17 protein-coding genes are annotated in these 16,576 nt (G+C 65.1%); 15 read left to right on the top strand and 2 right to left on the bottom strand.

Annotated elements, in window-relative coordinates; genetic code table 11:
* Positions 1 to 220 precede the first annotated feature (220 nt).
* The 7 genes from FIU28_RS26395 to FIU28_RS11060 all read left to right on the top strand — a co-directional run bounded on the left by FIU28_RS26395 (position 221) and on the right by FIU28_RS11060 (position 5,715).
* Complete coding sequence (locus tag FIU28_RS26395) at positions 221 to 1,291, top strand: DUF2793 domain-containing protein (RefSeq protein WP_168202916.1); 1,071 nt, start codon at positions 221 to 223, stop codon at positions 1,289 to 1,291.
* A 51-nt stretch (positions 1,292 to 1,342) separates the two neighbouring features.
* Positions 1,343 to 2,119, top strand: a complete 777-nt coding sequence (locus FIU28_RS11035) for a glycoside hydrolase family 19 protein (protein WP_143573013.1) — start codon at positions 1,343 to 1,345, stop codon at positions 2,117 to 2,119.
* A gap of 2 nt (positions 2,120 to 2,121) precedes the next feature.
* A complete protein-coding gene (locus tag FIU28_RS11040; RefSeq protein ID WP_143573014.1) occupies positions 2,122 to 2,694 on the top strand; it encodes a 3TM-type holin in 573 nt (190 codons plus the stop codon).
* Positions 2,695 to 2,779: 85 nt separating this feature from the next.
* The gene (locus FIU28_RS11045) at positions 2,780 to 3,451 is read left to right on the top strand and encodes a response regulator transcription factor (protein ID WP_143573015.1); all 672 of its coding nucleotides are present in this window, start codon (positions 2,780 to 2,782) and stop codon (positions 3,449 to 3,451) included.
* Between the two features lie 292 nt (positions 3,452 to 3,743).
* Positions 3,744 to 5,117, top strand: coding sequence for a sensor histidine kinase (locus FIU28_RS11050; RefSeq protein WP_143576141.1), 1,374 nt, complete (start codon positions 3,744 to 3,746; stop codon positions 5,115 to 5,117).
* An 86-nt stretch (positions 5,118 to 5,203) separates the two neighbouring features.
* Positions 5,204 to 5,473: a type II toxin-antitoxin system HicA family toxin gene (locus FIU28_RS11055; protein ID WP_143573016.1), complete on the top strand. Its 270-nt coding sequence runs from the start codon at positions 5,204 to 5,206 to the stop codon at positions 5,471 to 5,473.
* Complete coding sequence (locus FIU28_RS11060; protein WP_143573017.1) at positions 5,470 to 5,715, top strand: type II toxin-antitoxin system HicB family antitoxin; 246 nt, start codon at positions 5,470 to 5,472, stop codon at positions 5,713 to 5,715. The genes FIU28_RS11055 and FIU28_RS11060 overlap by 4 nt, the downstream gene beginning before the upstream one ends.
* Positions 5,716 to 5,748: 33 nt before the next feature.
* Here the strand turns inward: FIU28_RS11060 and FIU28_RS11065 are convergent, their stop codons facing one another.
* Positions 5,749 to 6,351 carry a helix-turn-helix domain-containing protein gene (locus tag FIU28_RS11065; protein WP_143573018.1) on the bottom strand — a complete coding sequence of 201 codons (603 nt, stop codon included), beginning with the start codon at positions 6,349 to 6,351 and terminating at the stop codon, positions 5,749 to 5,751.
* Between the two features lie 269 nt (positions 6,352 to 6,620).
* Between FIU28_RS11065 and FIU28_RS11070 the strand changes: the two genes are divergently transcribed.
* The 4 genes from FIU28_RS11070 (at position 6,621) to FIU28_RS11085 (ending at position 10,853) form a co-directional block, all read left to right on the top strand.
* Positions 6,621 to 7,097, top strand: coding sequence for an RT0821/Lpp0805 family surface protein (locus tag FIU28_RS11070; RefSeq protein ID WP_143573019.1), 477 nt, complete (start codon positions 6,621 to 6,623; stop codon positions 7,095 to 7,097).
* A 97-nt stretch (positions 7,098 to 7,194) separates the two neighbouring features.
* On the top strand, positions 7,195 to 8,583 hold the full coding sequence (locus FIU28_RS11075; RefSeq protein ID WP_143573020.1) for a hypothetical protein: 1,389 nt from the start codon (positions 7,195 to 7,197) through the stop codon (positions 8,581 to 8,583).
* Positions 8,584 to 8,700: 117 nt separating this feature from the next.
* Positions 8,701 to 9,618, top strand: coding sequence for an ABC transporter ATP-binding protein (locus FIU28_RS11080; RefSeq protein ID WP_168202917.1), 918 nt, complete (start codon positions 8,701 to 8,703; stop codon positions 9,616 to 9,618).
* Positions 9,615 to 10,853, top strand: a complete 1,239-nt coding sequence (locus tag FIU28_RS11085; RefSeq protein WP_368039344.1) for an ABC transporter permease — start codon at positions 9,615 to 9,617, stop codon at positions 10,851 to 10,853. The genes FIU28_RS11080 and FIU28_RS11085 overlap by 4 nt, the downstream gene beginning before the upstream one ends.
* Here FIU28_RS11085 and FIU28_RS11090 read toward each other — a convergent pair.
* The gene (locus FIU28_RS11090) at positions 10,829 to 11,344 is read right to left on the bottom strand and encodes a DUF2141 domain-containing protein (RefSeq protein WP_246660945.1); all 516 of its coding nucleotides are present in this window, start codon (positions 11,342 to 11,344) and stop codon (positions 10,829 to 10,831) included. The two genes, FIU28_RS11085 and FIU28_RS11090, sit on opposite strands and share 25 nt — an antisense overlap.
* 159 nt (positions 11,345 to 11,503) lie before the next feature.
* Between FIU28_RS11090 and crtI the strand changes: the two genes are divergently transcribed.
* Genes crtI through FIU28_RS11110 form a run of 4 tightly spaced genes read left to right on the top strand, consistent with a single transcriptional unit; the run spans position 11,504 to position 16,574 of the window.
* Positions 11,504 to 13,081, top strand: a complete 1,578-nt coding sequence (gene crtI / locus FIU28_RS11095) for a phytoene desaturase family protein (RefSeq protein ID WP_143573022.1) — start codon at positions 11,504 to 11,506, stop codon at positions 13,079 to 13,081.
* A gap of 24 nt (positions 13,082 to 13,105) precedes the next feature.
* The gene (locus tag FIU28_RS11100; RefSeq protein WP_143573023.1) at positions 13,106 to 14,650 is read left to right on the top strand and encodes a phytoene desaturase family protein; all 1,545 of its coding nucleotides are present in this window, start codon (positions 13,106 to 13,108) and stop codon (positions 14,648 to 14,650) included.
* A gap of 2 nt (positions 14,651 to 14,652) precedes the next feature.
* Positions 14,653 to 15,462 (top strand): lysophospholipid acyltransferase family protein, encoded by an 810-nt coding sequence (locus tag FIU28_RS11105; RefSeq protein WP_143573024.1) that lies wholly within the window; start codon positions 14,653 to 14,655, stop codon positions 15,460 to 15,462.
* Positions 15,462 to 16,574: a glycosyltransferase gene (locus FIU28_RS11110; protein WP_143573025.1), complete on the top strand. Its 1,113-nt coding sequence runs from the start codon at positions 15,462 to 15,464 to the stop codon at positions 16,572 to 16,574. Before FIU28_RS11105 ends, FIU28_RS11110 begins: the two co-directional genes overlap by 1 nt.
* Positions 16,575 to 16,576: the final 2 nt, after the last annotated feature.

Consider the following 16,576-nt stretch of genomic DNA (forward strand, 5'->3'; position numbering starts at 1 on the left):
CGCTGTCGCTGTGATTTGACCCTCCCCTGGAGGGGGAGGGTCGGCGCCCGACATGCGAAGCATGATGGGCGCCGGGGTGGGGTGACAGCGTCCGCGACGGCCTCACGTCGGTTGCCCCATCGCACCGCCTTCACCCCACCCCGAGCACGCCTGATGGCGCGCTCGACCCTCCCCCTCCAGGGGAGGGTGAAAAACAGACGTTCGCTGCAGGGATATCCACATGACCGACACTCCCAATCTCGGGCTGCCCTTCATCGAGGGCGGCCAGGCGCAGAAGCATGTCACGCATAATGAGGCGCTGCGGATACTCGACGCCGCGATCCAGATCGCCGTGCTCGACATGATCCGCAGCACGCCGCCGGTGTCGCCCGCCGAAGGCCAGCGCCATGTCGTGGCGGCGGCGGCGGGCGGGGCGTGGGCCGGGCAGGGCCACGCCATCGCCAGTTTCCAGGACGGCGCGTGGGCGTTTCTCGCGCCGAAGCGCGGCTGGTGCGTGTGGTCGGTGGCGGATGCCGTGATGATGGTGTTCGACGGCGCTATCTGGCGCGACCTGCGCAGTCTGGCGCTCGACAACGCTGCGCATGTCGGCATCAACACCCGTGCGAACGCCGGTAACCGGCTCAGCGTGAAATCCGATGCCGTGCTGCTGTCACAGGACGATGTGACGCCGGGCAGCGGCGATATGCGCCTGACGCTGAACAAGGCGGCTGCGGAACGTGATGTCGGCGTGATCTTTCAGGACGGGTTCTCGACGCGCGCGCTGTTCGGCAATCTCGGTGACGATAATTTCACCGTCAAAGTGTCGCCGGATGGATCGGGCTTCTTCACGGCGCTGTCGATCGACAAGTCGAACGGCCAGGTTACGCTGCAGCAGTCGCCGAAATTTCTCGCCTATCTGAACTTCGACAAATATTGCGCCGCCAACACCTTCACCAGGATCTCGTTCAACAGCGCCCGGCACAACGACCAGAGCGCGTTCGATACCGCGAACAATCAGTTCGTGGCACCGACGGCCGGATATTATCTGCTCGGCTTCCGTTTGATGTTCAAGGCCAACGCCACGGTGCCTTCGACCGTCACCGCGACGCTCTACAAGAACGGCACCGAATTGCTCGACGACGCCAGGGTGCAGACCGCCGGCAGCGTGGTGAGCAACAAGACGATGCTGCAGTCGCAGGCGCTGCTCAAGCTTGCCGCCGGCGATACGATCGCGGTGTTCGCGATGATGGAAACCAACGACGGCTATATCGCGGCGGCGCAGAACAGTTTTTACGGTCACCGCATCGCCTGAGTGGCCTTGCGCGATCCCCAGCCATCGTTCCGTCAACCCTGGAGAACGACCATGCAAGATGCGTCCTTCGGCGCCGCCTTGACGCGCCTGTGGCCCAATGGCGACGCGAAAGTGCCGGTGCTGCGCGCCGGCATGATCGCATCTGCGCCCGCGGTGTTCGCGCGCTACGGCATCTCGTCGCCGCTGCTGGTCGCGCATGTGATGGCGCAGATCTCCCACGAATGCGGCGCCGGCCGCGACGTGGTGGAAAACCTGAACTATAGCGCCGGCCGCATGATGCAGGTGTGGCCGTCGCGGTTTCCGACCATGGCCAGCGCGCAGCCCTATGCCGGCAATCCGCGCGCGCTGGCCAACAAGGTCTACAACGGCCGGATGGGCAACCGCACCGGCTCCGACGACGGCTGGACGTTTCGCGGCCGCGGCGCCTCGCAGACCACCGGGCGCGAGGGCTATCAGCGGGTCAGCAAGTCCACCGGCCTCGATGTCGTGGCGCATCCCGAATGGCTGATCGACCCGCGCTTTTTCCTGCTGTGCGGCGTGTCCGATTTCGTCAATCGCGGCTGCCTGCCATTCGCAAAAGCCGATGATGTGCTGAACGTCACCCGACGGCTGAACGGCGGCACCATCGGCCTTTCGCAGCGCAAGGCGTGGCTCGGCAAGTGGAAGGCTGCGCTCGGCGATGCGCCGGTGGTGCTGGCCTCGTCGCCGCCGCTGGCGCCGGCGATGCCCGCGGCGCCGGCTTTGCCGGCGGACGCACCCGCCGCCGCTGCGTCTTCAACAATATCCCGCATCATCGCCGCGCTCACCGCGGCCTTTCGGAGGGCATGAATATGGAATGGGGTGATCTGGCCAGACAGGTGATCGGATTGGGCGCGCCGGTACTCGGCACCGCGCTCGGCGGGCCACTCGGCGGCGTGGCCGGCGAGATTCTCGCCAAGGCGATCGGCTCGGCGGTGGCGACGCCGGCGGCGGTGCAGGCGCAGCTGCCGGCGGTAGACCCGGCCCGGCTGGCCGAGGCGGAGGCGCAGTGGGCGCAGATGATCCAGGCCGAGGCGGAGACGCAGCGCGTCGCGATCTCCGAGACGCAACAGACCATGCGCGCCGAGATCGCCAGCGACGATCCGGTGCAGAAATGGTGGCGCCCGGCCTATGCGTTCGAGCTGACGCTCGAATGCGCCGCCCTCTGGGCCGTGCTGATGCACGAGTTCTGGACCGGAGACATCCAGACCATCAACGCTTTGGTCAACGCCACCGCGCTGCTGGTGACCTATTGGGGGTTCCGGTTCGGCGTGCTAGGCGTCTATATCAGCGGCCGAACCCGCGAAAAGGTCAGCGCCCTGACCGGCCAGGACGCCCCCGGCATGATCGAGCGGGTGGTCAAGGCGGTGGTGAAGAAAAAGTAATTTGGGCAGGCGCCGCCGTTCATTCGCCGTTCACGGCTTTCAGGCGCATGCTGGCGGCCGTGATGTCGCCCGAGAGGATTTCGTTTTGCGCCTGCTTGTCGTCGAGGATGATCCCGATCTGAACCGCCAGCTCACCACCGCGCTGGTCGAGGCCGGCTATGTCGTCGATCGCGCCTTCGACGGCGAGGAGGGGCTGTTCCTCGGCGACAACGAGCCTTACGACGCGGTGGTTCTGGACATCGGGCTGCCCAAGATGGACGGCATCGCGGTGCTGGAAGCCTGGCGCCGCAACAAGCGCGCGATGCCAGTTCTGATCCTCACCGCGCGCGACCGCTGGAGCGACAAGGTGCAGGGCTTCGATGCCGGCGCCGACGACTATGTCGCCAAGCCGTTTCACCTCGAAGAAGTGCTGGCGCGGATCCGCGCGCTGCTGCGCCGCACCGCCGGCCACGCGCAATCCGAGCTGACCTGCGGGCCGGTGGTGCTGGATACGCGGACCGGGCGCGTCAGCGTCAATGGCGCGACGATCAAGATGACATCCCACGAATATCGCCTGCTGGCCTATCTGATGCACCACACCGGGCGGGTGATCTCGCGCACCGAGCTGGTCGAGCATCTCTACGACCAGGATTTCGACCGCGACAGCAACACCATCGAGGTGTTCGTCGGCCGCATCCGCAAGAAGCTCGACGTCGACATCATCCAGACCGTACGCGGCCTCGGCTATCTGCTGACGCCGCCGGTGGCGAGTGAATGATGACGGGGCGAGGAGCTCTTCACGTCTCCTCATCGGGAGCGATCGGTCGCAACCATCTCACGGCGCTGATCTTGACCCTCCCCTGGAGGGGGAGGGTCGGTGCCCGGCATGCGAAGCATGATGGGCACCGGGGTGGGGTGACAGCGTCCGTGATGGACGCAGCACCTTCACGCCACCGCACCGCCGTCACCCCACCCCGACCGCGCCTGACGGCGCCCTCGACCCTCCCCCTCCAGGGGAGGGTGAAGGAGGCGCGGCCGGCGCGTCGTGGCTGTGTCGGCGTAGCCGCGTGATGCGCGGCTCCTCGCTCGCCACCCGGCTGTTCCTGTCGGCGACCGCCTGGGTGGTGGTGATCCTGGTGATCACCGGGATCATCCTGTCCTCGGTGTACCGCTCGGCGACCGAGCGCGCCTTCGACCGCAGGCTCAATCTGTATCTGCGCACGCTGGTCGCCGAGGTCGCAGCCCCCGACACCCCCGACCACGAAATGCAGTCGCTCGGCGAGCCCCTGTTCGAGCTGCCTTTGTCCGGCTGGTACTGGGAAATCGCGCCGGTCGACGATCCCAAAGCTGAGAAGAAAGCGTCGCGCTCGCTGTGGGACAAGAAGCTGCCGAAGCTCGAGGACCAGGGCGTCGAATTGACGTCGTCCGGCATCCGGCAGGGCTATGTCGATGGCCCCGAGGACCAGCGGCTGCGCATGGTCGAGCGGCCGGTCGATCTCGGCGCCGACGGCAAATTCCGCGTAAGCGTCGCCGGCGACGCCACCGAGATCGTCGAGGAGACGCGGACCTTCGACTGGTATCTCGCCGGCACCTTTGCAGCCCTCTCGATCGTGCTGGTGCTGACCACGATCTTCCAGGTCCGCTTCGGCCTCGCGCCGCTGAAACGCATCTCCGACGCCATCGCCGACATCCGCTCCGGCCGCGCCGAGCGGCTGGAGGGCGACTTCCCGGTCGAGATCGCGACGCTGGCGCGCGAGACCAACGCGCTGATCGACGCCAACCGCGCCATCGTCGAGCGCGCCCGCACTCATGTCGGCAATCTCGCCCATGCCATCAAGACGCCGCTGTCGGTGATCGTGAACGAGGCCGCGAGCCGCAGCGGCGATCCGTTGGCGGCCAAGGTGCTTGAGCAGGCCGACGTGATGCGCGACCAGGTGGCGCATCACCTGGAGCGGGCGCGGATCGCCGCACGGCTGACCATTGTCGGCACCGTGACCGAGGTGGCGCCGACCATCGAGGCGCTGCGCCGCACGATGGAAAAGATCCACCGCGACCGCGGCATCGCCATCGACGTCGAGGCCGACGCCACCGCCCGATTTCGCGGCGAGAAGCAGGACCTCGAGGAGATGGCCGGCAACCTCGTCGACAATGCCTGCAAATGGGCGGACAGCCGCGTTTTCATCGAGGTGCTGGTGGAACGGCAAAGCGCGACCGATGTCGCGCCAAGACTACGCATCATCGTCGATGATGACGGCCGCGGATTGTCGGCGGCGGAACGTGCGCAGGTCTCTCGCCGTGGCCAGCGGCTCGACGAGACCAAGCCGGGCTCGGGCCTCGGCCTGTCGATCGTGGTCGACCTCGCCGCGCTCTATGGCGGCAGCCTGACCCTCGGCACCGCCCCGATCGGCGGCCTGCGCGCCGAGCTGGTGCTGCCGGGGGTGTAAAAGGGCGGTGTTCGCAGATACCGATCCTGCGCTATGGTTCCCCTGAACTTCACCGGTCGTGGGCGCCGGAAGGTGGATCGCAGACAGTGACCACACGCGATAAGCTCATTGTGTCGATCCGGAGCAATGCGAAGAATGTTCGCTATGCCGACGCCTGCAAGGTTGCGGAGTGGCTGGGCTTCGTCGCCAAGGGCCAAAAAGGTGATCACAACGCCTATTCGCGGCCCGGCGAGGCCGAACTCCTGAATTTTCAGAACCGGAACGGCGTCATCAAGCCATATCAAGCCCGGCAGTTGCAGGGTATGATCGAAAAGTACTGGAAGCCCGACGCCAGCGAAGCAGAGAGCAACTCGTGACAGAAGCGCAACGATACCCGGCGCACGTCTTCTACAGCGAGGAAGACGAAGGTTTCATCGCCATCGCGCCGGATCTTCCGGGATGCTCGGCGTTCGGCGATACCCAGGAGGAGGCGGTCGGCGAGTTGCGGGATGCCATCGTGGCCTGGCAGATGGCGGCCCGGCAGGCCGGGAACCCGGTGCCCGAACCCTCGCAGCCGTCGTCATGGGCCCGAAGGGCCGAAATGAGTTCGGCGAAATAGTTCGCGCCGGACGCGGCAACGAAGCTCGTTGCGCTAAGCCTTGTCCAGATTGAACCACAGCGCGCGCACCTTGCGGCGGCCGAAATTCCAGATCCTGTGCGCGCGGCGCGAATGATAGGAGATCAGGTCGCCCGGCTTGAGGACGTGGGCCGTGCCCTCGATCTCGACGGTCAGCGTGCCTTCCAGCACATAGCCATATTCGAAGCCGGAATGGCTGACCGCGATGTCGGCGCTGCCGGTGTCGGGCTGGTATTCGTTGATGGCGATGGAGACGCCGCGGCTGCGGTCCTCGCGGATCAGCTTGCGGATCACATGCTGCGCGGTCTCGACGCCGCGCTGCTGTCCCACCCGCACCACCAGCTCGTCTTCCGACGACGGCTCGCTGGCCATCAGCTCCGACATCGTGATGCCGAGCGCGCTGGCGACCGAGATCAGCGACCCGATCGATGGCGAGGCCTTGCCGCGCTCGACCAGGCTGATCATCGAGACGCTGAGCCGGGTGATGTCGGCCAGCGATTGCAGCGTCATGTTGCGGGCCTGGCGAAGCTCGCGGATCCGCTCGCCGATCGCCGCCAGCGTGCTCGCCGTGGTCTCGGCGACGTCATCGGGCGTATTCGCCGAAATGGTCGGGCTCACAACTCAGGTTCCTTCGTGGCAGGCCGGGTCGCTGCGGGCCGGCCGGAAAGCCGATGGACAACGGTCCTTTGACAAGAATAAAATGATTATATCCATTTTAAAAGCGGCGTTGTGCGGCGCGCGGCGGGCGTCGCCCGGAAATCGATCAAGGCCTGGACCGACGAAGGCCGCGCCTGCGCCTGGTCCGGTTGCCCCGTTCCCGCCCGAATTATCCGGTTCGTAACGTCTTTGATCTTTGCTGCCCGTTGTTGCGTTCGAGGTCTGCGTCCATGCCTAAATTTCATGCGTTTGCGCTGCTCGCCGCCGGACTGGCGCTGGGCGGCTGCGACCTCACCGGTTCCGAGGGCGGCGCCGGGCTGGGGACGGGCGCGCTGAAAAGCGCCTACAGCAGCACCAAGAACGCGGTCGGGCTGGCCAGCGAGGCCGAGGCCGCCGCCGCCGTGACCAATGCGGCGTTTGGCGGGCTGATCGGCGCCAAATTCGGAGCAGCCCTCAATGACGAGGACCGCCGGCTGGCCTATGAGGCGCAGATCGCCGCGCTTGACCGCGGCGCGCCGGGCGCGCCGGTGCCGTGGCGCAACCCGGCCTCGGGCCGCTACGGCAATATCGTGGCCGGTCCCGCCTACGACCAGAAAGGCGCGCAGTGCCGCGGCTTTTCGCATACGATCACGGTCAGCGGCGACATCAGGTCCGCGCGCGGCACCGCCTGCCGCAGTCTCGAAGGCGGCTGGACGGCGGCCGGCTGACGGGTCGTCCTCAACCGGTTCTTAACGCCGGCGCTGCTAGAACGTCCGGTGGCTGTTTTCGGCCCGTTACCTGCCGAGAGCATGGATTCAGAACTGCATGAGCAAGACGTCGATCGATCGCCTCCGGGACTATCTGGCCCAACTGCCGTCGCAGTCGCAGGCACTGCTGATGCGCGAGTATGAGCGCGCCATTGCCCGCGGCGAGGACGTCAAGGTCGCCAATTTCGTGCTCGACCAGTTGCGCGGCGTGGTGCGCGGCTCGCCCGATGCGGTGCGGGCCCGGGTCGAGGATCCCACCCGGCTGATCTTCAAATCGATCGAACCGTTCCTGATCGAGGGCACCGCCGCGGGGCGGCCGGGGGAGATCCGCCGCGCCTCGCTGCTGCCGATCTGGCAATGGCTGGAGCGCGACGCCGTGGACGCCGTGCAGGCGTTCGAGGCCGTGATGCAGGCGCAGCCCGAGCCCACCGCCTCCGAGATCGAACGCGCGGTGCGCAAATTCCAGCAGGCCGCCGCCGCCCTGATCACCCAGGTCACGACGCCCGGCCCGAACGGCCGCGGCACCGCGCGGATCGGTCCGCCGCATGCGGTCGAGGACCTGCCGGCGCTTGGCGCCGTGCTGCGTGCCCGCGAGGCGCTCGACGCCTTTGCCGCCAAGCTGCCCAGCCTGCTGCGGACCTTCACCGATTCCCAGAGCGCCTCAGTCAATGGGGCGCTGAACGTGCCGGTGCTGGTGACGCCGCAGGTATTGCCGTTTTCGCTGTCTCTGGTGATGCAGCGGATGGCGTCGCCGTGGCAGATCATCCGCCTCGCGGTCAAGATCGCCGCCTCCGACGACGAGATCCGCGTCGCCGCCACGCCCTACGGCGTCGCCGTGACGATGGCCCTGGCCGAGCTGACACGGGTTGCGCATCAGCTGCGCACCGACATCCGGCGCGGCAAGTTCGACACCGCCCCTGAACTGCTGAAAACCGCCCATGACGGCGTGCGCGGCCTGCGCACCGAACTCGACATGCGCAACGATTCGGTGTGGGGCCGGCAGATGGCGGCGATCCGGGTCGAAATCTCCAGCACGCTGCAATCCGAGATCGAGAGCGTGCCGGGCAGGGTGCGCCGGCTGCTGCGCCAGCGCGCCGACAAGGACATTTCGCCAACCGCCCGTATCGACCCCGCGGATGTCGACGAGACCGTCGCGCTGATCAATTTCGTCGCGGTGTGCCGTACCTACGCCTCGGAGCTGGCGATCAACGAGGTAACGCTGCGGACCTATTCCGACCTGCAGCAATATGTCGAGAAATCCACCGAGGCGCTGGTGCAGTCGCTGCGCGCCGGCGAGGCCCGCATCCGCGCCTATCGCCAGGCGCAGGCCAAGGCCGCGATCCGGTTCTGCGAATTGCTGTTCGGCGCCGAATACGCCGCGCTGATGAGCCGCGCCGCGGACAACGCGATGGCCGTGGTCGAGCGCAAACCAAAGAAGACAGGCTGATTGGCCGCGCGCCGAATTCGTCTTGTGCAGGTCTATTGCCGTTCTGCCGATTTCCGGGACCAGACGAAGCTGATATGATGGCGCCGTACCGCCATGCAAGGAAGGCCATTCTACCGAATGTTGAAGTCACAACGTGAGAGCACATCGGTTGCCGAACTTGCGCATATTTTCGCCGGGTATCAATCAGGTGACGTTTTAAAAGATGTTTCGCTACGCATGTGCGCCGGTGAAGTCACCGCCCTTGCCGGCCCCAATGGTGCCGGGAAATCGACGCTCATTCGCGTTCTGACCGGCACCTTGTTGGCCCGCACTGGCCTTGTCCGGTGCAACAAGACGGAAACCAGTCTCGTGCCACAAGAGATTGCGCTCTATCCGTGGCTTACGGCCCGCGAGAACTGCGTGGCGTTCTCGATGATGGATGGCGCATCGCGTCGCGACGCCGGCATCGGCGCGTCCAACGCGCTGGACATGGCCGGCTGCACACAGGTCACGGATACGCGGGTATCCCGATTGTCCGGTGGCTATCGGCGTCGCGTCAACATCGCGGTCGCGCTGATGAGTTCACCGAAACTCATGATCCTCGATGAACCAACCGCCGGTCTGGATGCCGACGCCAAACGGGTCGTTCAAGATGTGATGCGGCGTGTTCGCGATGCCGGCTGCGCCATTCTGGTGGTCACGCACGATTTCGACGTGGTGGAGCATCTTGCGGATCGCATCATCGTTCTTGCCGGAGGACGCATCCTCCGCGACGAGTCGCCCGGCGATCTGATGGATACGATTTTTGCCGGGCAGCGACCCGTGGAGCTACTTTTGCAAGACGCTGCGAATGAACACCAGGCCGCGTTTCTGGTCGCGCATGGCGCGGTATGCTATGGCCCCACGCGCTGGGTCGTCCTGCAGAAACGCAACTACACCGATGTCGGGCCGCTGTCCGACGCCATGGCCGAGGCCGGTTTGCGAATCGTCGAAATGCGCGTGCGCGAGCCCAATCTCTCGGACGCCTACACGCTTCTTGTAAAGGCTGAAGCATGATCCGCATGATTTTCGCGTCGAGCTGGGTCATGGCGCTAGCCGCTTTGCGCGACCGAACGGCCCTGCTGATGACGTTCGTACTTCCGGCGGCGCTGTTCGTCGTGTTCGCTGCGATTTTTTCGGGCGCGACCGGCAAGGAGCTGAAGCTGAAGGTCGGGCTGCTCGATCTGGCAAAAACCGAGAATACGCTCAGATTCGTCGCCGCAATCGACGCCGAGCCGTCGCTCCGGATCGTACAGTCGACGGCTGGTAGCGAAGCAGCCATGATCGATGACGTTCGTCGCGGAAATGTCGATGTCGGCCTGATCCTTCGTGGCGATCTGGCGCGCCGACCGGACCAGGGCCCGCCGCCCATCCTCGTCATCGAGGATGCGACGCGGCCGCTGGCTGCCGCCATCATGATCGGGCAGGCGCAGCGGACATTGAACGAGAAACTCCCCAACGTCGCGCTGGCCCGCATCCTCGCCGATGTCGAAGCATCGGGAGCCATCGCCAAGGACGAACGCGAATTTCTGGATGCCGCCTTCAAGAAACAGCAGGCGGAAAAATCCGAATCTGGCTTCTCCTTCGCGCGAATCGTCGAGACCCAATCGACCGAACCCGGTGCCCGGCAGGGCAACGTGCTGTATTATGCGGGTGCCGTCGTGGCGGTCTTCCTGCTGTTCGCCGCCAGCCACGGCGCGCTGACGCTGATCGACGAGCGCGACAGCGGCATCTCGCAGCGGCTCACGATGGGACGCGGCGGCATGGCCGCCGTGGTGACGGGCAAGTTTGCTTTCCTCATCGTGCAGGGCACGATCCAGGCCCTGATCGTGTTTGCGGTGGCGTGGTTCTTGTTCGGCGCGACCTTCGATTTGTCGCGGCTGGCATTCTGGCTCGGGACCTGCCTCATTGCTGCATCGGCCGCAGCCGCCATCGGACTTGGCATTGTCGCGGTCTGCAAAAGCCGCAAACAATCTGAAAGTGCGACGACCTTCGCGGTGCTGCTGGTGTCGGCCATCGGCGGCAGCATGGTGCCGCGCTATCTGATGCCGCCCTGGATGCAGGAGATCGGCTGGTTCACGCCGAATGCCTGGATGATCCAGGCCTTCGAAGCTTCCGTCCGCTCGGGCGGCTCGACCGGCGCCGTGCTTCAGGCGTGGGGCGTCCTGATCGCCATTGCCGCGTCGGGCCTGGCTGTCGCAATCGTGTTTTCGATTCGACGGACACGTTATTCCTGGGCGCCGGCCGCCTGAGATAGTGTCCGTAGCCGGACATTGACGTTGCTGGTGCCCGAACCGACGTTGAACGCCGCCGCCTCGAAGGTGGGCCGCCGCGCGCGTCCGGCATCGTTCGAAAAACCGAACGGCTCGCGCGGCAAGCCTAGATTGGTACGCTCGATGGATCCGCTGCCATCGAGATCCTGATAGGCCGCAACAGCCAGTCGACCCGGCGGTACGTTCTCGAACGTGAAGCGAACATTCGGTCCGGTCGCAATCTTTCGATCACCTTTTTGACAGGTGTCGGGATCGAGGCTCGACGTACAAAGTGCGGCAAAAACGTAGGTCCCGTTGGCGACCACGCCTGATACGGTGACATTGACCTCGCCGGCGATGGCCGGCGTGCCCGCCAGAAGAAAAATTGAAACCAGTGCAGTTGGGAGACCGTATAGGAGTAGGGGCATCGAGTCTGTCGCTCCAGCGTTGAAATTATGGGGCTGCTTGTCTGGCGGCTGCAAAAGATCCAATGTTGGCCTGCAATGTGCAAGCATTGTGTCCACCACGGTGATGTGCGCTCACTGTCGGTGTCATAGGGGTGTGCATCGAGACGAGACAGTGATCATACGAATCGAACTTCGACATCAAGTCCACGAGCAGCGCCTGGCAAACAGGCGTGGAATCGACCGATGACGGCTGCGCGAGGTGAGCGTCAAAAAGACGCAGTCGTGATCGGCGCCGGTCCCGGTGGTCTGGCGACCGCCATGCTGCTGGCCGCGGCCGGCACCAAGGTGACGCTGTTCGAAAAGGACACCGAGGTCGGCGGCCGCACCAAGGTGTTTGCCGAGGACGGTTTCCGCTTCGACATGGGTCCGACGTTCTTCCTGTACCCGCAGATTCTGGAGTCGCTGTTTACGCGCTGCGGACTGCGCATGCAGGACTACGTAGAGATGACACGCGTCGATCCGAGCTATCGCCTGGCATTCGAGAACGGTCCGGATGTGCATATTTCCGGACACATGGACGATCTCGAGCGCGAGATCGGCAAGCTCGACCCTCACGATGCGCGCCAGATCCGCCGCTTCATTGAGGCCAACCGCAAGAAGCTCGCGGCTTTCGTACCGGTGCTGAAGCGCCCGTTTCTGAGCCTGCTCGATTATCTCGCTCCCAGCGTCGTGTCGGCGCTGCGCTTCATCGTGCCGCTGTCGTCGGTCGATGACGAGTTGCAGCGCTTCTTCCGCGATCCCCGCGTGCGACTGGCGTTTTCATTCCAGACCAAATATCTCGGCATGTCGCCGTTCCGCTGCCCGAACCTGTTCACGTTTCTCGCCTTTCTCGAATTCGAGTTCGGCGTGTGGCATCCGGTCGGCGGCTGCGGCGCCGTCAGCGAAGGCATGGCGCGTGCGGCACGCGACCTCGGTGTCGACATCAGGCTGGGCGAGCCGGTGAGCGAAATCGTTTTCGAAGGCAAGCGGGCGCTCGGCGTCAAGACGAAGTCGGGTTTCACCCGCGCCGATGCCTCGATCATGAACGCCGACTTCGCCCATGCCGCCTCGACCCTGATCCCCGACCGGCTGCGCAAGCGCTGGTCGGACAAGAAGATCGAAAGTGCGAAGTATTCCTGCTCGACCTACATGCTCTATCTCGGCATCGAAGGTCAGTACGATCAGCTCGACCATCACACGATCTTTCTCGCCGAGGATTACGCCGCCAACATCGCCGAGATCGAAGAGGCTGCGGTGGTGCCCAGCCATCCGTCGATCTATGTCTGCAATCCCGGCCGAACCGATCCGTCCTTTGCGAAGGACGGCAACGCCTCGCTTTACGTGCTGGTGCCGGTCGGCCATTGCGGCGGCATCGACTGGAGCAAGGAGACGCAGTCGTTCCGCAATACGGTGATCGACCGGCTGGAAGGCCTGGGCCTGACCGATTTGCGCAGCCGGATCCGCTACGAGAAGATCTTCACGCCGAACGACTGGCGTGATCAGGTGTCGGTGTTTCGCGGCGCGACCTTCAATCTGGCGCACGGCCTCGACCAGATGCTGTATTTCCGCCCGCATAACCGCTTCGATGATGTCGAGGGCGTCTATCTCGTGGGTGGCGGCACCCATCCCGGATCGGGCTTGCCGGTGATCTATGAGAGCGCGAGGATCTCCAGCGATCTTGTGTTGACGGATCTCGGTTTGGCGGACCGCATCCCGTCGGCCGCAGAAGCGCCGCGCCCGCTGGAACAACTTCAGGACAAGGTTGCCGCCGGAAACGGTTAGCTGCGACGGGGCATTGGGACGAAAATGGACAAGACCGTCATCAACAAAACGAACGAGCATCCGATCGTCGTGATCGGCTCCGGACTGGGCGGCCTCGCCGCCGCGGTCGTGGCCGCGGCGCGCGGCCATCGCGTGGCCGTCTACGACAAGAATTCCTGGCTCGGTGGCAAGGCCGCGGTGCTGGAGGAAGAGGGCTTCCGGTTCGACATGGGGCCGACCATCCTCACTGTGCCGAGCGTTCTCAAGCGCATCTTTGCCGAGGCCGGCGAGTCGATGGAGGACTGGCTGCCGCTGATCCGGCTCGATCCGCAGTGGCGCTGTTTCTTCAATGAAGGCGACGTGCTCGATCTGATCGAGGACGTGCCGGCGATGGGAAAGAAGGCCGAGGCTTTCTCCGGCAAAAAGGGGCTGGCCGAAGGCTACGAAAAATTCCTGCGCGTCTCCGAGCATCTGCATGACGTCTCGGAACGGTTCTTCTTCTGGAAATCGGTCGAAGACATCCGCGACACCATGAATATCCGCGAGAGCATGAATCCGGCGACGTTGCGCGATGTGCTGTCGCTGCGGATGGGACGGTCGGTTGCGGGCACCATTCGCGGGATGATCCCGGACGAACGAGTGTCGCAGATGCTCGATCATTTCGTGCAGTATGTCGGCTCGTCGCCGTTCGCATCGCCCGCGGTGCTGTGCTCGATCGCCCATATGCAGACCAGCGGCGGCGTCTGGTATCCGGTCGGCGGCACCCGCGCGGTCGCCGAGGCTCTGAAGAAGCTCGGCGAGAAACTCGGCGTGGCCTATCACACCGGCCGCGAGGTCGAGAAGATCGTGATCGAGGGCGATGCCGTTCAGGGCATCGTGCTGGCCGGTGGCGAGCGCATTGCGGCCTCTGCCGTGATCTCCAACATGGATTCGATCCGCACCTATGACGAGCTGGTCGGCGGCAATGCGGCCAAGCACTATAACAATGCGGGCTATGAGCCGGCGTGCTCGGGCGTGGTGCTCTATCTCGGCCTCAACAAGCGTTACGATCACCTGCTGCATCATGACTTCGTGTTTTCCGACGATGCCCATGAGGAGTTCGACGCCATCTACAAGCGCGGCGAGCCGGCACCGGACCCGACCTGCTATATTGCGGCGCCGGCGCAGTCTGATCCGAGCGTGGCGCCGGAAGGCGGCGAGGCGCTTTACGTGCTGGTGCACACGCCGTATCTGCGGCCGCATCACAACTGGTCGGAGATGTTCCCGAAATATCGTCAGGTCATTCTCGACAAGCTGAAGCGCACCGCCGGGTTGACGGATATCGAGGACCGCATCGTGTTCGAGCGGCACCTCACGCCGCAGGACATCCATGACCGCTACAAGGTGCTGAACGGCGCCATCTACGGCCTTGCCAGCCATGGCAAGTTCACCGGCGCGTTCAAGCCGGGCAATCGCAGCCGTTTCGTGCAGAACCTGTATCTGGCCGGTGGCGCCGCGCATCCGGGGCCGGGCATGCCGATGGTGATGATGTCCGGCTGGATCGCGGCGGACGCGCTGGATGCCGACCGCCGCGCGGTCCCCGCGACGTGACCATGTTGAAGCGCAGCGCGGACGATCGCGCCGCGCTCGCCATTGCCCAACGGTCGGTGCCCGTCTTCCGGCTGTTCGGCTGGATATTCGAGCGGACTTTCAAAAGCGGCTTTCACGCCGCGCGCATCGCCCGCGCGATGCCGCCGCCCACAGCCGCGACGGCTCGGATCGTGATCTACAGCAACCATCCGTCCTGGTGGGATGGCGTGGTCTATGTCTTGCTGGCGAAACATCTGTTTCCGCAACACCGCGTCTACACGCCGGTCGATGCCGGGATGCTCGACCAGTACGGTTTCCTCGGCAAGATCGGTTCGTTCGGCGTGGCGCAGAACACAAGGCGCGGCGCCGCCGATTTCATCGCCACAAGCAAGGCGGTGCTGGCGCTCCCCGACGGGTTGCTCATCGTCGCCGCGCAAGGGCGCTTTGCCGATCCGCGTGAACGGCCATTGGCGTGCGGCGCTGGCATCGCCCACCTTCCGGACCACGTCGCCGGCGTGACCTTCGTTCCGCTGGCGATCGAATATCCGCTGTGGCTTGAAAAGCAGCCGGAGATGCTGTTGCAGTTCGGCGAGGCGGTCGATGGCGATATGCTCGGCGCGCTGCCAGTGTCCGAGCGACTGGCGCGGCTGGAAGCCGCGCTCGAACGCACCATGGACCGATTGGGGGCCGCGTCGATCGCGCGCGATGCAAACGCCTTCGACCTCTGGCTCGAGGGCACGATGGGCGTCAACCCGTTCTACGACGCCTGGCGCCGTCTGCGGGCGATGGTGCAGGGCCGACGTTTTCATGCCGAACACGGAGCAGACAAGTGATGACCGCCCTCGTCGTGCTGGCCCTGTGTCTCGGCCTCATTCCGGTCTGCAATACATTTGCCAACTGCCTGTTGCTGCGCCGCCCGCGCGCTTCCGGGAAAGTCCCGTCGGTCGCCATCCTGATCCCGGCCCGCAATGAAGAGCGCACGATTCTGGCCTGCATCGATGCGGCGCTGGCCAGCCGCGGCGCGACGATCGAGGTGATCGTGCTCGATGACGGATCGACCGACAGCACCGCCGCTATCGTGGCCAAGCGCGCCTCGGGCGATGCCCGACTCCGGCTGGTAACAGCGCCGCCGCTGCCGCTGAACTGGAAGGGCAAACCGCACGCCTGCCATCTGCTTGCGTCCCACGCGCAGTCCGACTTCCTGCTGTTCGTCGATGCCGACGTCACGCTGGCGCCGGATGCGGCCGCGGCGCTCACGAACGCCGATGTCGATCTGGTCAGCGGCGTGCCGCGCCAGCGCGTCGTCGGCATCGTCGAAAGCGCGGTGGTGCCGATGATCAACGGCCTGATCTATGGCTATCTGCCGATTTTTTTCATGCGCGCGATGCCCGCGAACGAAGCCCTCACGGCGGCCTGCGGCCAGTTGATGATGGTGCGCGCCCAGGCCTATCGTGCCTGTGGGGGCCATGCCGCCGTGGCTCTGGCCATGCATGACGGGCTGCAACTGGCGCGGCATTTCCGCCGCTCCGGCTTTCGCACCGATCTTGTCGATGCAACGCCGCTTGCAACCTGCCGCATGTATGATACCGCCGCCGCCGTGTGGAGCGGGTTTTCCAAGAATGCGACGGAAGGCATGGCCAAGCCGGTCGCCCTGCCGGTCTGGAGCACGCTGCTGATCGGCGGCTGGTTGCTGCCGTCGGTGCTGCTTGTCGCCGGATTGCTGGGTGCGCCCGTCGCGCCGTTGCCGCTGCTGGCCGGGCTCGTCGGCCTGCAGACCGCCGCGCGTATCGCCCAGGCCGTCAAATGCGGGGAGCCCGCGCGGGCCGTGCTGCTGCATCCGCTCGGGGTTATCCTGACGCTCGCCATCCAGTGGAATGCCCTGATAGGCTATTACCGTGGAAAATCGGTCGAGTGGCGCGGCCGATCCTATCAACCGACAGCGTGACA

This window comes from Tardiphaga sp. vice154 (assembly GCF_007018645.1).
In the GTDB taxonomy this organism is placed as follows: domain Bacteria; phylum Pseudomonadota; class Alphaproteobacteria; order Rhizobiales; family Xanthobacteraceae; genus Tardiphaga.

Bases quoted from the DNA above. Each gene is read 5' to 3' on its own strand.
- FIU28_RS26395 (WP_168202916.1), top strand. From the start codon at position 221: ATGACCGACACTCCCAATCTCGGGCTGCCCTTCATCGAGGGCGGCCAG.
- FIU28_RS11035 (WP_143573013.1), top strand. From the start codon at position 1,343: ATGCAAGATGCGTCCTTCGGCGCCGCCTTGACGCGCCTGTGGCCCAAT.
- FIU28_RS11040 (WP_143573014.1), top strand. From the start codon at position 2,122: ATGGAATGGGGTGATCTGGCCAGACAGGTGATCGGATTGGGCGCGCCG.
- FIU28_RS11050 (WP_143576141.1), top strand. From the start codon at position 3,744: ATGCGCGGCTCCTCGCTCGCCACCCGGCTGTTCCTGTCGGCGACCGCC.
- FIU28_RS11070 (WP_143573019.1), top strand. From the start codon at position 6,621: ATGCCTAAATTTCATGCGTTTGCGCTGCTCGCCGCCGGACTGGCGCTG.
- FIU28_RS11075 (WP_143573020.1), top strand. From the start codon at position 7,195: ATGAGCAAGACGTCGATCGATCGCCTCCGGGACTATCTGGCCCAACTG.
- FIU28_RS11080 (WP_168202917.1), top strand. From the start codon at position 8,701: ATGTTGAAGTCACAACGTGAGAGCACATCGGTTGCCGAACTTGCGCAT.
- FIU28_RS11085 (WP_368039344.1), top strand. From the start codon at position 9,615: ATGATCCGCATGATTTTCGCGTCGAGCTGGGTCATGGCGCTAGCCGCT.
- crtI (WP_143573022.1), top strand. From the start codon at position 11,504: ATGACGGCTGCGCGAGGTGAGCGTCAAAAAGACGCAGTCGTGATCGGC.
- FIU28_RS11100 (WP_143573023.1), top strand. From the start codon at position 13,106: ATGGACAAGACCGTCATCAACAAAACGAACGAGCATCCGATCGTCGTG.
- FIU28_RS11105 (WP_143573024.1), top strand. From the start codon at position 14,653: ATGTTGAAGCGCAGCGCGGACGATCGCGCCGCGCTCGCCATTGCCCAA.
- FIU28_RS11110 (WP_143573025.1), top strand. From the start codon at position 15,462: ATGACCGCCCTCGTCGTGCTGGCCCTGTGTCTCGGCCTCATTCCGGTC.